Origin of the sequence: Dyadobacter sp. SG02 (assembly GCF_900109045.1) — a bacterium.
Taxonomy (GTDB): domain Bacteria; phylum Bacteroidota; class Bacteroidia; order Cytophagales; family Spirosomataceae; genus Dyadobacter.
The window spans coordinates 549,395-566,163 of record NZ_FNYL01000001.1; the positions used below are offsets into that span (position 1 = coordinate 549,395).

General features: G+C 50.4%; 11 protein-coding genes. 5 read left to right on the forward strand and 6 right to left on the reverse strand.

Annotated elements, in window-relative coordinates; translation table 11 throughout:
• The first annotated feature begins 15 nt into the window (after positions 1-15).
• Complete coding sequence (locus tag BMW93_RS02410) at positions 16-171, forward strand: FeoB-associated Cys-rich membrane protein (RefSeq protein ID WP_090373580.1); 156 nt, start codon at positions 16-18, stop codon at positions 169-171.
• A gap of 70 nt (positions 172-241) precedes the next feature.
• Here the strand turns inward: BMW93_RS02410 and acs are convergent, their stop codons facing one another.
• The gene (acs, locus tag BMW93_RS02415; protein WP_090373581.1) at positions 242-2,131 is read right to left on the reverse strand and encodes an acetate--CoA ligase; all 1,890 of its coding nucleotides are present in this window, start codon (positions 2,129-2,131) and stop codon (positions 242-244) included.
• Positions 2,132-2,378: 247 nt separating this feature from the next.
• Between acs and BMW93_RS02420 the strand changes: the two genes are divergently transcribed.
• The gene (locus tag BMW93_RS02420; protein ID WP_090373582.1) at positions 2,379-3,605 is read left to right on the forward strand and encodes a THUMP-like domain-containing protein; all 1,227 of its coding nucleotides are present in this window, start codon (positions 2,379-2,381) and stop codon (positions 3,603-3,605) included.
• On the opposite strand, the gene BMW93_RS02425 is transcribed toward BMW93_RS02420, so the two are convergent.
• Positions 3,598-3,954: an ArsC family reductase gene (locus BMW93_RS02425; protein WP_090373583.1), complete on the reverse strand. Its 357-nt coding sequence runs from the start codon at positions 3,952-3,954 to the stop codon at positions 3,598-3,600. The two genes, BMW93_RS02420 and BMW93_RS02425, sit on opposite strands and share 8 nt — an antisense overlap.
• A 24-nt stretch (positions 3,955-3,978) precedes the next feature.
• Positions 3,979-5,379, reverse strand: coding sequence for a dicarboxylate/amino acid:cation symporter (locus BMW93_RS02430; RefSeq protein ID WP_090373584.1), 1,401 nt, complete (start codon positions 5,377-5,379; stop codon positions 3,979-3,981).
• Between the two features lie 528 nt (positions 5,380-5,907).
• Here BMW93_RS02430 and BMW93_RS02435 point away from each other — a divergent pair.
• Genes BMW93_RS02435 through BMW93_RS02445 form a run of 3 tightly spaced genes read left to right on the forward strand, consistent with a single transcriptional unit; the run spans position 5,908 to position 10,407 of the window.
• On the forward strand, positions 5,908-6,759 hold the full coding sequence (locus tag BMW93_RS02435) for a universal stress protein (protein ID WP_090373585.1): 852 nt from the start codon (positions 5,908-5,910) through the stop codon (positions 6,757-6,759).
• Positions 6,760-6,768: 9 nt separating this feature from the next.
• Positions 6,769-7,896, forward strand: a complete 1,128-nt coding sequence (gene corA / locus BMW93_RS02440) for a magnesium/cobalt transporter CorA (RefSeq protein ID WP_090373586.1) — start codon at positions 6,769-6,771, stop codon at positions 7,894-7,896.
• Between the two features lie 36 nt (positions 7,897-7,932).
• Positions 7,933-10,407, forward strand: a complete 2,475-nt coding sequence (locus BMW93_RS02445) for a bifunctional UDP-N-acetylmuramoyl-tripeptide:D-alanyl-D-alanine ligase/alanine racemase (protein WP_090373587.1) — start codon at positions 7,933-7,935, stop codon at positions 10,405-10,407.
• 3 nt (positions 10,408-10,410) lie between these two features.
• Here the strand turns inward: BMW93_RS02445 and ppk1 are convergent, their stop codons facing one another.
• The 3 genes from ppk1 to BMW93_RS02460 form a co-directional block, all read right to left on the reverse strand.
• The gene (ppk1, locus tag BMW93_RS02450) at positions 10,411-12,741 is read right to left on the reverse strand and encodes a polyphosphate kinase 1 (protein ID WP_090373588.1); all 2,331 of its coding nucleotides are present in this window, start codon (positions 12,739-12,741) and stop codon (positions 10,411-10,413) included.
• Between the two features lie 169 nt (positions 12,742-12,910).
• Entirely contained in the window at positions 12,911-14,866 is a 1,956-nt protein-coding gene (gene gyrB / locus BMW93_RS02455; RefSeq protein WP_090373589.1) for a DNA topoisomerase (ATP-hydrolyzing) subunit B, read from the reverse strand.
• A gap of 252 nt (positions 14,867-15,118) precedes the next feature.
• Positions 15,119-16,645, reverse strand: a complete 1,527-nt coding sequence (locus BMW93_RS02460; RefSeq protein ID WP_229240147.1) for a hypothetical protein — start codon at positions 16,643-16,645, stop codon at positions 15,119-15,121.
• Between the last annotated feature and the right edge of the window lie 124 nt (positions 16,646-16,769).

A 16,769-nucleotide genomic window follows, 5' to 3' on the forward strand; every position in this document is an offset into this window, starting at 1 on the left:
AGCCGTTAACAGGTCATGGAGCAGCAAATCATCATTTGGGCATTATTCCTCGTCGCGGCAGGCTATATGGGCTGGCGGATCTGGAAAGCATTCGACCGGCGTAACAGCGGCGGATGTGCCAAAGGTTGTGGCTGCGCCGCGGATAAAGTGAGTTCGGTTAAAATCAAATAGATTTCTCGTTCAGAGAAAATACAAAAGGCCCCGATCGGGGCCTTTTGACTTATATTCAATCTATAAAATCTTACAACTTCCCTGCCTTGATCTCCTCCACAACGGCCGGATCGAGCAACGTCGAGGTATCACCCAAATTACTCACATCTCCTTCCGAAATTTTTCTCAGAATCCGGCGCATGATCTTGCCTGAACGTGTTTTGGGCAAGCCAGACACGAACTGAACCTTGTCGGGCTTCGCAATCGGGCCGATAATGCGGGAAACGGTAGCGGAAATGTCTTTACGGAACATCTCGGGGTCCTCCGGCGTGTGCTCGGTGATCACGTACGCATAAATACCCTGGCCTTTAATATCGTGCGGGTAACCTACTACCGCCGATTCCACCACGCCGAGGTGCATATTGATCGCATTCTCCACCTCCGCGGTACCGATGCGGTGGCCCGAAACGTTCAGCACGTCGTCCACGCGGCCGGTAATGCGGTAGTAGCCGTCCTCGTCGCGCAAGCATCCGTCGCCGGTGAAATATTTTCCGGGATAAGTCGAGAAGTAGGTCTGGCGGCAGCGCTCGTGGTCGCCGTAGGTAGTGCGGATAATGCCCGGCCAGGGGAATTTGATACAAAGGTTACCGCTCACGCCGTTTCCTTCAATCTCCTGGCCGCTTTCGTCCACCAGTACCGGCTGAATACCCGGCAATGGCAATGTGGCGAATGTCGGTTTTTCCGGTGTAATACCCGCCAGCGGTGAGATCATGATACCGCCGTTTTCGGTCTGCCACCAGGTATCCACCAGCGGGCAGTGATCGCCGCCGATATGGGTTTTGTACCAATGCCATGCTTCCTCGTTGATCGGCTCCCCTACCGAACCCAGCTTTTTCAATGAAGAGAAATCGTGCCCCTTCACATAATCCAGACCAAAGCCCATCAGCGAGCGAATGGCTGTCGGCGCTGTGTAAAGGATATTCACCTTATGTCTTTCAACTATTTTCCAGAAACGGCTTGCATCCGGATAGGTAGGAACGCCTTCGAATACGACGGAAGTAGCGCCGTAGCAAAGCGGACCGTACACTATGTAGCTGTGGCCCGTGATCCAACCGATGTCGGCCGTACAGAAATGCACCTCGCCAGGCTCATACTGGAACACGTTCGCAAATGTATAGGTAGCGTAAATCATGTAGCCGCCGCAGGTGTGCACGACACCTTTGGGTTTGCCGGTCGAACCTGATGTGTAGAGGATGAAAAGCATATCCTCCGCATCCATCGGCTCGGCGGGGCATACGGAGTTTACTTGCTTCACCTCGTCTTCCCACCAAAGGTCGCGGCCTTTGAGCATGTGTACCGGTGTGCGGGTGCGTGTGAGCACAATCACTTTTTGCACAGTCGAGCATTGTACCAATGCCTCGTCCACGGTATCCTTCATCGGGATTACTTTTGAGCCGCGGAATGCGCCGTCCGAAGTGATCACCATCGAACATTCGGCGTCGTTGATGCGGTCGGCGATGGATTTGGCGGAAAAACCACCGAATACCACCGAATGCACTGCGCCAATGCGTGCACATGCGAGCACGGCAATTGCCAGTTCGGGCACCATCGGCAGGTATATACAAATGCGGTCGCCCTTTTTCACGCCGTGCTTTTTGAGCACATTCGCGAAGCGGCATACTTGTTCAAACAAAACATGGTAAGTAAGCGTCACTGCCTGGTCGTCGGGATTATTGGGTTCCCAGATGATTGCAGGCTGATCGCCGCGTTCGGCAAGGTGACGGTCGAGGGCATTCTCGGTGATGTTCATCACGCCGCCTTCGAACCATTTGGTACGCGCTTCCTGAAAGTCCCAGCTAAGCACTTTCTTCCACGGTTTACGCCATTGAAATTGTTGGGCCACTTCCGCCCAGAAACCTTCGGGATCGTCTACACTTTGTTGGTAAGCAACCTTGTACTCTTCAAGGGTCTTAATTCTCATGATAAATAAAGGTTTTAACAGGAAATTTAGGATTTGGCTGTGAAGTTATAATTTTCATTTGGTTAGTCCTACTTGCACAGAAACTGTATTCCAGACACTTGCAGGCCATTTTACTGATAATCAACCGATAGCAAATGATCGCCAATTATTATCATTCTAATAATATTTCAAATTCTGTCCGTAAAGCCCCGGTATTGTCTCTGCTAGTTAAAAAGATGTACTTTCGGGCTTCGAACTAATTGAACAAATGAGCAAAGGGCAGGAAATGGCAACAAACGGCGATGCGCACGAGGGGCTGACGGAGGAGGAGATCGCATTCATCCGCACGCATTTGTATGCCAATCCCGGCGAACTGATCCTGAAAGCCGGGAAGTTCAAAGGACTGGATGTAAAGAAGCTTGCGGCACAGATCCAGTCGCGGCAGAAGGCGCTGAAAAAGCTACCGGAATGGTCGGCCAATGAAACCCTGATATTCCCGCCTGCGTTATCGGTGGAACAATGCTCGTCGGAAGCCACCGCGCGTTACAAAGCCGGGATTGTTTCCGGAAAAACGCTGATCGACATTACGGGCGGCATGGGGATCGATTGCTACTACATGGGCCGCAGCTTCGCCGAAACCCATTATTTTGAACAACAACCCGAAGTAGCCCTGGCCGCCGCTTACAACTTCGCGCAGCTGGGCGCGTCATACATACATGTACACGCGGGCGAGTCGATGCATGCGTTGCAGGAAGGCCTCACCGCCGACTGGCTCTACGCCGACCCCGCCCGCCGCGATGCCAATAAAGAAAAAGTGGTCCGCCTCGCCGATTGTACACCCGATGTAGCCGGAAATGCAGCATTACTCTTCCATGCTGCCCCCCATATTTTAATCAAAACCTCTCCCCTGCTCGATATTGATCTCGCTTCCAGAGAGCTCCAAAAACTGAAAGAAGTTCACGTGATGGGCTACGAGCAGGAATGCAAGGAGCTACTCTTCGTTCTTGACCGCGAAATGCAGGAGCAGGAGTTTAAAATCAAAATCCGCATCATCGACGCGGCCGGACGGCCCATTCACCAGCTCGATTTCGATCGTGAAGAAGAGCGGAATGCATTGGTTAGCTATGCCAAACCTTTGGATTACTTATATGAACCGCACGCCGCCGTGCTGAAAGCGGGTGCATTCAAAACACTTTGCGCGAGATACAATGTGCAGAAACTGGCGATGCACAGCCAGCTGTATACTTCGGAAGATTATGTTGAAGATTTTCCGGGCCGCAGTTTCAAGATTGCGGCCGTCTGCAAACCCGACATCCGCGAGATTTCGCAGTACATATCCGATGGAAAAGCGAACATTACCACCCGTAACTTTCCGGCGAAGCCCGAAGAGTTAAGGAAAAAGTGGAAGTTGAAAGATGGTGGCGACCAATACCTGTTCGCCACCACCCTTGCCGATCAGACGAAAGTCGTGATCGTTTGTGTGAAACCTATTTAAGGTAAGTTTCTTCGTAGATTTTTTCGTTGTAACCCAGCGTCAGCGCTTTCCCGTTTTCGTCTTCAATTACGGGGCGCTTGATGGCCGTCGGGTTAGACGACAGAAGCTCTGCCGCCGATTTCGCATCGGTTACCTTTGCCTTTTCTTCTTCGCTGAGCTCTTTCCAGGTCGTGGAAGCTTTATTTAAAACTTTGTCCCACGGAAATTCGCTGAACCAGCTGCTTACCTTGTCCGGGCTGATGCCGTCTTTTCTGTAATCGTAAAACTGGTAAGGCACCTTATTTTTATCGAGCCAGGTGCGGGCTTTTTTAATGGTATCGCAGTTTGGGATTCCGTAAAGGGTCAACATAAAAATTTACTCTCAAAATGACTATTAAACTTCGGCGGCCGCGGGTTCTTCCACAACCTTGTCCGAATTGTGCATTTTCTCATCATCGAGTTCGCCTTCCCAACGGGCAACAACGGCTGTTGCCAGACAGTTACCGGTCACATTCACCGATGTACGGGCCATATCCATCAGTTCGTCGATCCCCATGATCAGTAATACAGGCCATTCGGGCATGCCAAAGTTAGCGATCGCGCCCAACAATATCACCAAAGTCGCCCGGGGGATACCGGCAACGCCTTTGCTGGTAAGCATTAAGAGCAATACCATTGTAAACTGTTGCCCGATCGACATTTCGGTGCCGGTCGCCTGCGCGACGAACACGGTGGCAAGCGCGAGGTATAATGTAGAACCATCGAGATTAAAACTATAACCCGTTGGCATAACGAACGATACAATTTGCCGTGGAACGCCGAACTTCTCCATTTTTTCCATCGCTTTGGGCAATGCGGATTCAGAGCTCGTGGTGGCAAACGCAATGGAAACCGGCTCGAAAATGACTTTCGCAAACTTAATGACGGGGATTCTCGCGATCAGCGCCACCGGCACGAACACGATGAGGATGAAGACGATCAGCGCACAATATAATGTAGCGAGCAGTAATGCAAGGTTTTTCAAAACATCGATGCCCATGTGGCCTACCGTTTCGGCAATGGCCGCTCCCACCCCGATGGGTGCGAAGTACATAATGATTTTGGTGAATTTGAACATTACCTCGGCCAAAAGCTCCACGCCGTGTACGAATTTCTCCTTTTTCGCCGAAGGCAACAATGCAAGGCTTATCCCGAAAAGCACACTAAAAACGACGATTTGCAACACCTCGCCGTGATAAATAGATTTGGCGACATTCTCGGGAAAAGAATGCAGTACGATCTCCTGCCAGGTTTGCTGGTTTACTTTCGGCAGGGTCGCATTCAGGCTTTCAGGCGGTACGATACCGACGCCCGGCTTGAACCAGTTGGCAAACACCAGCCCGATGATCAATGCGAATGTGGTAACGACTTCGAAATACAACAACGATTTCCAGCCCATGCGGCCCACCTGTTTCAGGTCGGAATGCCCGGCGATACCGGTTACGAGCGTCGCGAAAAGCAGCGGCGCGATCACGGTTTTGATCATTTGAAGGAATATCTGCCGCAGAAAGTGCAGCTCGGTGCCCATCTTCGGAAAATCATAGCCGATCTCCGTTCCTACGAGCATCGAGATGAGGATCGAAGTGGTGAGGTTCCTTTTCAGGATCGCATACACGACCAGGCTTGCCAGCGCCAGCCAGCGGAGGCCAATGAGCACACTATCAGATAAAGGCAGGATGTCGTAAGCACTTAAAACGGAGGCTATCGCGGCAATGGTAACCAGCACGATATTGATAATGGTAATTTTGCTCTTCATACAGGGAAGTTGGTATGCTTAATTAGTTTGTAATGGTAAACTTATAAAAAATCAAATTAATGATTGTCAACACAACCAATGCAATATATCCAAAACACAGAATTTAATTTATGTCTTGAACAATTAGAGTGAATGTTTGTACTAAACAGAAGAGAAAAAGTAAAATAACCAATCGTTTACTACAAAACGGCAAGGCTATTGGACGAATGCAAAATTGAATGAGGGGGGCCTGCGGCCCGACCATCGACCATCGACCGCCGGATGCTATCATGGAAGATCGGGTTATGGGCAGTGGATTTCGATACAATTTGGCACAAAATTTGAAACGTCCAATATTAGCCCGACATTAAATCTTTTCCTAACCGGACGGAAATGCTGCCTATGCTTCATGCAGATCCCGTAGAGGATTTCCATCCGGGATACCATCGGGGATTCCATCCGGTACCAAAAATGACCAAAGTCCTTGATTCCGGTTCGTAAAATCGATATGTTAGGACAATCCATACCCAAAACATAACTCAACCTATCATGAGAAGTATCCTGATTGCGATCGATTTTTCAGAAAACGCCGAGCGCGCATTGGCCGCCGCCAAACTGATCGCCGAAAAAGACGTGACGGAACTGCTGATCCTCCACGCATACCAACCTTATATAGCCGACGTAAATGTGACACCCGGTAATGTGATGCCCGGCATCGGCGGCGCCGATTTTCTGACGATGACCACAGAGCTGGAAGACGAATTTCATAAACGGCTCGACGAATACGCGGCCAGCCTGACTGCCGAAGGCTACAATGCGAAGGCGATATGGGCGCTCGGCAGCGTACAATCGGCCATTGAAGAGGCGATCGACGACCATGTACCGGATATGATCGTGATCGGACGGACCGGCACCGGAGGCTTCCTCGACAAGCTGATCGGGAGCTCCGCAACGCAAATCGCGCTCAATTCGCCGTGCCCCGTGCTGGTAGTACCACCTCAAACCGAGCCTACGAAATTCAAGAAAGTGGTATATGCAACGCAGTTTGAATACGAAGAAAACAATATCCTCCGCGAGGTGTTTGTGCTGATGAACCACCTCGGTGCCGACCTTACCTTATTGAAAATCAACTCGGATACGCAACCGGATATTCAACCGGATAACCAGTATATTACTGATATCAAGTCCCATTTCACGATCCGCGAGGGCCAGATTGTCATCCGGGAAGCAAAACATGTACTCGACGGCATCGAGGGCTATTGCGACGAAGTGGAAGCCGACCTGCTGATCATGTCCACGCGCGAGCGGTCGTTCATCGAAGAATATCTGATCAATCCCAGCATTACGCGTAAGCTCGTTGTGGATACGCACGTACCTTTGCTGGTGTTTCACCTCAAATAGCGACAAAGTTTGAACGGGACAGAAAGCAATAAGCCCTCCGGCGGTACCACGCGGAACGGCGGCAGAAAATCCAAAAAGTACCGTAAGCGTGGCCTGCTCACTTCGCCGGGCACGCTTACTTATATTGGTCCGGACGTTGGCCTGAAAACCAAAATCCGCCGCATTCGCTACAATGAGCATTCTTATAAGGACGAGGATGTAAAATCACTCGACGAATGCCGGCCGGATAGCGACGGGCAGAACTTCATTACCTGGCTCAATGTGGACGGCATCCACGAAATGCCGCTGATCGAAAAGCTGGGTAAATTCTACCATTTACACCCGCTGCTGCTGGAAGACGTCGTGAATACCGAGCACAAGCCGAAGCTCGAATTGTACGACACCGGGCATTTGTTTTTGACCCTGAAAATGCTCCATGTCGATTCGGAATCGCCCATCAGCATTTCTTCCGAACATGTGAGTTTTGTATTGGGCAAAAACTATGTGCTGTCTTTCCAGGAAGAGCTTACTTCCGACATTTTCACGTCGGTTGAAAACCGTCTCGAAGCCTCCGTCGGCAAAACCCGCCGCAACGGGCCCGATTACCTGCTTTTTGCATTGATGGACGTCGTGGTGGACAACTATTTCATCGTGCTGGAAAAACTAGGCGATGCCCTCGATGCCACCGAAGACCAGGTGATCCGGGGCGTAGCGGAGCTTTCACTCAAAGATATGTATGCATTGAAACGCGAACTGACATTAGCCCGGAGGCAGATCTGGCCGCTGCGCGATATGGTGAACCAGATGATCCGCGAGGACAATATGCAGGTCAGCAAAGAAGTAATCCCCTATTACCGTGACCTTTACGACCACGTTATGCAGGTGCTCGACACCATCGATTCGTACCGAGAACTCGTGGCGAGTTTGGTCGACGTACATTTATCGACGATCAGCAACCGCATGAACCAGGTCATGAAAACGCTGACGATCTTCTCGGCCGTTTTCATGCCACTGACGTTTATAGTGGGCGTTTACGGGATGAATTTCGAGTTTATGCCAGAGCTGAAAGAGCCCTACGGTTACTACTATGTATGGGGGCTGATGGTCGCAGTTACGATAGGGATGATATTTTATTTCAAAACTAAAAAATGGATGTAGATTGATACCTTTGTGCTTTGATTAACGAGCATTGGAATGAGTCTTACCGTCAATACATCCCCCATTGTAACCACACAAGCCCAATACATCCTGACCGACAGCCGCCAGGTTTCTTTCCCCGGCCAGAGTATCTTTTTTGCCATCAAAGGCGAGCGCCACGACGGCCACCGCTTCCTGCCCGAATTGTACTCGGCGGGCGTGCGGGAGTTTGTGGTGGAAGAAGCCGCATTTACCGGCGAGCTCCGTGAAACCGCGGCGGCGTGGGACGACGCGCAAATATGGGTAGTAGCTTCGAGCATCCGTGCATTGCAGCAACTGGTGGCTTCCAAAAGAAAGCAGTTCGACATTCCGGTGGTAGGCATTGCGGGAAGTAATGGTAAAACGATCGTCAAAGAATGGCTCGTGCAGCTCCTCTCGCCCGGCCGGAGCATTGTGGCGAGCCCCAAAAGCTACAATTCCCAGATCGGCGTGCCGCTTTCAGTGTGGAACCTGAGCCAGGAACATTCGCTGGCGATTTTCGAGGCGGGTATTTCCAAAGCGCACGAGATGGAGTATTTGCAGCCTGTCATGCAACCGACCATAGGCATTTTTACCAATATCGGCCCGGCACATGACGACGGTTTCAGAAGCCGCAAACAGAAGATCACCGAAAAGCTGCGCCTTTTCACGAAGGTCAAAAAACTCATTTACCGGAAAGATTACCACGAAATTGACGAAGAGATCAGCCTGATCCTGAAACCCGTGAATGCGTTCCTCGAAACGCTGAGCTGGGGCAGTAACTATTCCGGCTCGCACGTGCAGGTGACCTATACCCCGCAAAAAGACAAAACCGTGATTTCCCTCACCGGAAAGCTGGGCAACCATACTTTCGAAACCGGTTTCCGGGATGACGCTTCGCTCGAAAATCTCACGCATTGCATTGTTTTCCTGCTCGATTTCGGGCTGGAACCGGCCGTTATCCAGGAAAGGGTGCTGCTCCTCAAACCGGTTTCCATGCGTTTGGAGCTCAAAGAGGGCATTAACCATTCCTATATTATCGACGACGCCTATAATAACGATTTGCAGGGGCTTTCGATGGCACTCAACTTCCTGGCGCAACAGGAGCAAAGGAACCGCAAGACCGTGATCCTTTCAGACGTGCTCCAAACCGGCCAGACGCCGACCGAATTATATAAAATGGTTGCCCGCCTACTGAGCGAAAAAAGCATTGACCGGCTCATCGGCATCGGAAAAGAGATCAGCAGCCAGGCTTCGCTCTTCGATATTCCCGAGCAGGAGTTTTACGACGATACCGATACTTTCCTCAAAACATTTGCCTTTCACACGCTCGCGGACACGCTCGTGCTCGTGAAGGGCGCGCGGCCGTTTTCCTTTGAGAAAATCGTGCATCGCATTCAGCAGAAAGCACATGGTACCGTGCTCGAAATCAACCTCGACGCATTGGTTCACAACCTGAACTACTACCGCGCAAGGGCCGGACAGGGAACGAAAATCATGGCGATGGTGAAGGCATTCGCCTACGGCAGCGGCAGCTCCGAGGTTGCCGCATTGCTGCAATACCACCGCGTCGATTACCTTGGCGTAGCCTATACCGACGAGGGCGTTATGCTCCGCCAAAGCGGCATTACCCTGCCTGTTATGGTGATGAATGCGACCTTACCGACCTTTGACCTGCTGTGGCAATACAAGCTGGAACCCGAAATTTACAGCCGCCGCATCCTCACCGACTGGGTCGAATACATTTCGAGGAAAAACGAACCGGCCAACACGCCGTCGGTGCATTTGAAACTCGATACGGGCATGCACCGGCTCGGCTTTGTAAAGGACGATTACGAATGGCTGATAGCCCAGCTTCGCCAAAACCCGGCATTGAAAGTGGCAAGCATATTCTCCCATTTGGTAGGAGCCGATGAAGGTGTGCATAATGAATTTTCCAGAAAGCAATATGCGCAGTTCATGGAAGGTGCGGAGCTGATTGAGCAGACATTGGGATACAAAACCATTAAACATATCCTCAATTCCGCCGGGATTGTACGCTTCCCGGAATACCGCCTCGATATGGTGCGGCTGGGTATTGGCTTGTACGGCGTAGAAGCAACCGGACAGGATCAGCGTTCGTTGCAATCGGTCGGCACGTTGAAAACCATTGTTTCGCAGGTCAAATACCTCACATCCGGTGAAACGGTGGGATACAGCCGCAAAGGCGTCGTCGATCACGATGCAGCGATTGCGACGCTGGCGATCGGCTATGCGGATGGCTACGACCGCGGCCTCGGAAATGGTGTGGGTAAGGTGTGGGTAAATGGCACATTATGCCCTACTATCGGCAATATCTGCATGGATATGACGATGATCGACGTTACGCGCGCGCAAATAGAAGAAGGGGATGAAGTGATCGTTTTCGGAAAGGAAGTCCCCATTACGGAACTCGCGAAAACCATCAACACCATCCCCTATGAGATCCTGACGGGTATCGGCGACCGCGTCAAGCGTGTGTTTTTTAAAGAATAGAACTTACTGGCCGGCTTCGGTTTGTGGCGCTATCTCGGCATTTGCATCGTCAGATTCGGGGGTAGCGCTTTTTTCCTGCGTCTTTTCTTCTGCCTTAATGTCTTCCTCCTCAAACAAATGCGTAGCCATTACCTGGTCCAGCGTAACGTCATAGAATGCCTGGTGTACATTCAGTGGCTCGCTGCCTTCCTCGATCTCGCATTTGACATAATTACCATCCTCCTGCAATTCGTAGGCATTCACATTATCCTGCAAGCTGTAATACAAAATGTGGATCGCCTCCTGCCGCACACGCGGGTCCACGAGCTTGAAGAGCGACTCGATACGCTTATCGAAACTGCGCACCATGGCATCGGCACTACCGCCGTACACCAGCGGGTTGCCGTTCTGGTGGAAGTAGAATATCCGTGAGTGTTCCAAAAAGTCTCCTACCAGCGAACGAACGGTGATATTTTCACTCAATCCGGTACGCTGCGGCCGCAAACAGCACATGCCGCGTACAATCAGTTTAATCGGCACACCTGCCTCGGAAGCCTTGTACAGCTCATAAATCGTGTCGCGGTCTTCGAGGGAGTTTATTTTAATACAAATACCACTTTTCAAACCCGCCTTCGCATTCTCCGCTTCCTGCTGGATGAGCTCGATCAGCTTCGCACGCATGTAGCGCGGGGCCGTGATCAGGTTTTGGTATTCGGATGGGATCGAATGTCCGGTAATGACGTTGAAGAACTCCGAAATATCGTGGGTATACTCTTCATTGGAGGTCAAAAGGCCGGTATCAGTGTATAACCGGGAAGTATCCTCGTTATAGTTACCACTCGATAAATGCGCGTAACGCAATACCCGGTTACCCTCGTTGCGGACGATCAGCAACAGCTTGGTGTGCGTTTTGAGTAAACCAATGCCATAGATCACGAAACAACCGGCTTTTTGCAGACGTTGCGCTTCCTTGATATTGTTCTCCTCATCAAAGCGCGCCTTCACCTCGAACAGTACCGCTACGTGCTTGCCATTCTCGGCCGCGTGCAGGAGCGCTTCCGTCACGCGCGAGTTTTTTGCGAGGCGGTAAATGGTCAGTTTAATGGACAATACTTTCGGATCTTCCGCCGCCTGTTCCAGCAGCTGCAATACCGGTTCGAAGTTGTTATAGGGATGGTGCAAAAGAATATCCCTTTCCCGCATTACCTCGAAAATATCGGGAATGCGCTCGCGTTCCAGGCCTAGTGGCGGCACCGGCGGGCGGGTCGGCGGGATCTGATCTTTGAATTCGGGGTGTTTGATAATGCCCCAAAGTGCCGTATAATCGATCAGACCGTCGATCATGAACACATTGTGGTCGTCGATTTCCCAGCGCTTTTTGATCAGGTTGAGCAAATCCGGATTCACATCGGGCTCGATCGAAACCTGCACTACCCTTCCCAAACGGCGGCTTTTGATTTTCTGCTTGATTTCGTCGATAAAATCTGCTTCAATATCGTCGCTTTCTTCCAGGGTAAAATCACCGTTACGGCTGATGCGGAACAGGTTCGCCGATACGATATCGACATTTCTGTATAACTTATTAATATGCGCCTTGGCGATGTTCTCGATAGGCAAAAACAGCAATTCCTCCTCCCGTTCTATCACATAGAAACGCGGCAGGTTTGGGGGAAGCTGTACAAATGAAAGTTTTCTGTCTTCCTCCGAAGTAGTACCCTTCACCTGCGTGATCACGCCCAGGATGAGCACTTTCGCGAGCAATACGGGAAATGCGTGTGTATAATCGAAGAGCATGGGCGTCAGCATCGGATAAACCGTACGATCGAAGTATTCTTCCACCGCAATATGCTCTTCGCCGGTAATTTCGTCCATCCCGATAATGCGAAATCCGCGACTTGCGAAAAGCGGCACCAGCTGGTTGTTATAGCATTCGTTCTGTCGGCGCACAAAATCGTGCACTTCCTTCATCAATACCTTACGGAAAGGTATTTCACGCAAACCCGAATAATCGAGGCGTTCCTTGCCGAAATCGAGATAGTTATAAAGGCTTCCTACGCGGATCGTGAAGAATTCGTCGAGATTGGATGAGGTAATGGCCAGGAATTTCAGACGGTCGAACAGGTTTCGGTCTTCATTGGTCGCCTGGTCGAGCACGCGGTCGTTGAATTTCATCCAACTCAGGTCCCTGCTGATCAGGTCGCTTTGCTGCATCTGGGTATTGGCCTTTTCCGATGAACTGACCGCCTTGGCATCCTCTGCCGCCGCCGGTTCTTTCGGACTTTTGAACAATGCGAACAAATTAGTCAGCTTACTTCGTTTTTCATTGCTATATATATTGTCGGATGAGCCAGACATAACGTTATGCTATTAAAAAGGTGTATCAGGATGGCCATAAAAATTCAACGAATCTAAACAATCTATTGTTTTCGGGCCGATGAAGTTTCTGTTAAATTTTCGTTCCAAAAAGAAACGGATGACCGTGTTTCACAGCCATCCGTTCCCATATTGTGGTTTGAGCTAATGACTACACGTCGACGCGGGCGTATTTGGCATTTTTCTCGATGAAATCGCGGCGAGGGGCTACTTCGTCGCCCATCAGCATCGAGAACAGGTGATCGGCCTCGGCAGCAGATTCCACAGATACCTGTTTCAAACTTCTGTGCTCCGGGTTCATCGTTGTCTGCCAGAGTTGCTCTGCATTCATTTCACCAAGACCTTTGTAACGCTGAACGTTCACCGAGTCTTCTTTACCAGCAGCGATCTCGCGGACCGCTTCTTCGCGTTGTTGCTCGGTCCAGCAGTAGCGCTCTTCCTTGCCTTTTTTCACGAGGTACAATGGCGGCTGGGCAATGTAGATATAACCGTTGTCGATCAGGATCTTCATATAGCGGAAGAAGAACGTCAGGATCAGCGTACGGATGTGGCTACCGTCGATATCCGCATCGGTCATGATGACGATCTTGTGGTAACGCAGCTTGTCGATGTTCAATGCACGTTCGTCGCCGTCCTTACCGATCTGCACGCCCATCGCGGTGAACATGTTTTTGATCTCTTCATTTTCGTAGATCTTGTATTCCTGCGCTTTCTCCACGTTCAGGATCTTACCGCGCAACGGAAGGATCGCCTGGTATGCACGGTTACGGCCTTGCTTGGCAGTTCCACCCGCAGAGTCCCCTTCGACGAGGTATAGTTCGCAAACGTTCGGATCGGTTTCGGAACAGTCGGAAAGCTTGCCTGGCAGACCTGTACCGGTAAGGATATTCTTGCGCTGCACCATTTCGCGTGCTTTTTTCGCTGCGATACGGGCTTTGGCGGCAAGAATCACCTTGTCGATGATCACGCGGGCTTCTTTCGGATGTTCGTCGAGGTAAGTGTCGAGCATTTCGGCCACCACCTGGCTCACGGCACCAGTTACTTCACCGTTACCGAGTTTGGTTTTGGTCTGACCTTCGAATTGCGGCTCCTGAACTTTGATCGAGATCACTGCGGTGAGCCCTTCACGGAAGTCGTCCCCGCTGATCTCCACTTTTTCTTTGGCCAGGATACCAGACTTTTCAGCGTAGTTTTTCAAAGTACGCGTCAATGCTGCACGGAAACCGGAAACGTGGGTACCACCTTCAATGGTGTTGATGTTGTTCACGTACGAGAATACATTCTCACTGTACGATGTGTTGTACATCATCGCCACTTCCACCGGGATAGCGCCCTTGTCGCTTTCCATGTGGATCGGCTCGGGGATCAAAGGCTGGCGGGTAGCATCCAGGTAAGTCACGAATTCGTTCAGACCTACTTCTGAATAGAAATCTTCGCCGCGGAATTTACCATCCTCATCTTCCTCACGCCTGTCTTCCAGCGTAATGCGGATGCCTTTATTCAGATACGACAATTCACGGAGACGGGTAGCAACTGTTTCGTATTTAAATTCCGTCACCGAGAAGATGGTCGCGTCGGGCAGGAAGTGGATGATCGTCCCTGTTTTGTCCGAGTCACCGATTACGCGGGTTGCGTAAAGCGGCTTGCCTTCGCTGAACTCCTGCTCGAATATCTTTCCTTCGCGGTGTACTTCCGCACGCAAGTGGATGGATAGCGCGTTCACGCAGGATACCCCCACACCGTGCAAACCACCGGAAACCTTATAAGTATCTTTGTCGAATTTACCACCGGCGTGGAGCACGGTGAGTACAACCTCCAAAGCGGATTTATTCTCTTTGGGGTGCATTCCGGTGGGTATACCGCGACCGTTGTCTTTAACGGTTATGGAATTATTTTTTTCTATCGTAACATTGATGGTATCGCAGTAACCTGCCATCGCCTCATCAATGGAGTTGTCAACAACCTCCCAAATCAAGTGGTGAACGCCTTTGAAGCCAGTGTCACCGATATACATCGCCGGACGTTTACGAACGGCCTCTAAACCTTCAAGAACCTGGATATTTTCAGCCGAATAGCTGTTTACTTCTAGCACTGCTTCGTTTGACATATAGTTTGTTTTACACTTGGATAAAAAGAACCATTATCTGGCTTTTTAAGCACGTAAAGATACGAATTTTTTATGGTTTTACCTAGCAAAAACTATCGCAAACCTGCCATTCGGCACGCGTTTCGGCGCGAATGAGGGCCAGAGCGCGCCGCACGCCGAAATATGACATTTCTGTGTTGGGAAATACGGGCGGAGCGCTATGCAATGGCAATTCTCCAGTATAACGGACGGATTAGTAACCGGTACGCCAGGCTATTTCAGCGAGTACCCGTTACCTGTGCTGACGAGTGCCTTGTCGAGCCGGTAGAATGTCTTTCTTCCATCTCCCGAAACATCCAGGATGCCAAGCTCGTAAGTACCTGCGTCCAGGTCGTCCTGGCGAAGTAAGGTATTGAAACCCGTTTTGTAGTAATGCCCGTCGGTGAGAATGTTTTTACGCGCCTCTGTTTTCGGATTTGCGTTAATGAGGTAGGTCGAATCGGTAGCGGTATTTTTCATCACGAGAAAACGATCGTCCCAGAAATGCTTCCGCTGCGGCAAAATGTTGCTGGACACAAAGTAATTGGTAAGCTCATCGACACCACCGCGCACCACGCGATCGATATTCCAGGCTTCAATGTAGATTTCATTGTCCTGTACCGGACTTTTCCCCGCGAACATCACATCAAGCTCCTTTTTATCCGTAACCGGTTTCGGAAGCCGGAAGAAACCCTTTTCATATCCCGGAATCAGGTAAAAACTTGCATTGTTCTGGATCGATCTTTCCACCGAAAACATGCTGCGGTTGTTTTGCCAATTGTAAACATCGGCAAGCAGCGATGTTTTCTTCGCTGCCACGATCCCCGTGAACTTGTAATACGAATAAGCCCAGTAAAATATGCTAAAACCCAGTACAGCAGTATAAACCCACTTTTTCCGGAGCACGTCGGTGTAAAATAGCAGGAAAATGTAAAACACGGCCGTCGAAAGTGCGGCGTACATTTGAAAACGACTTGCAATCGTGGTCCCCATCCACGACCTAAAAAGCGCAATAACGGTACTTGAAATAAAAAGGAATGCAAAAAATGAAAGCAACTCGATCGTACCCGGCTTAACGGATAACGGCTTTCTGAAATAAACGCTCGCCACCCGCCACGTTACCAGCACCACGCATACCATAATGGCAAAACCCCAGACCGCCGACAATAGCTCCGGCATCGCCCAAAGGGACATCGAAGCCCCCAGGAAGCCGAAAAGCGACGAAAAGAACACTACGCCATTTTTGGGCAGATTCACCGCCTGCCCCGATTCGTAACCCGCCATGTAAATCCCCAAGCAAGCAAACATGAAAACGGTGGTCAGTATCGCATTGCGGAAGTCTTTGTGGCACAGGTAAAAGAAGATAATCGCAGGGAAGGTAAGAATCCCGTTGCCATGCGTGAAAGTGGCCAGAAAACAGCAAAGCATCGCCCCGTAGAAAGCGGGTTTGGTGCCGCGGGAAACGAGCAGGATGGCCGCCGCCAAAAAAGCGGTCAGGAACGGATGTTGCAAACACGTAAGCGCCCAGTTCGAAACCTCGTAATACATAGGCTGGAATAGTACCAGAGGAACCGGAATAAAATAATACAGCGGCAGCCCCGCCTTTCGGAAATTAACGTAAAGAAAATAGCAAATGTAAGCTACGGCAATTGTTCCGAGGGCAATGTAAAACCGGAAATGCAAATGGCCCGTTAATTTATAATCAAGCAGGGAAACAAATCTTGGTACCGCTGCTTTGTGGTCGTTAAATGTGAGAAACATTTCCTCAACTACTTTGGTGAAACTTCTGTCGTCACCAGTAATTGCTTCGAGGAATTGAATAAACAAAAAATCGTCCTGATAGGGGAAATCAACCGAAAAATGGAGATTATAAAGAAAAAATAAC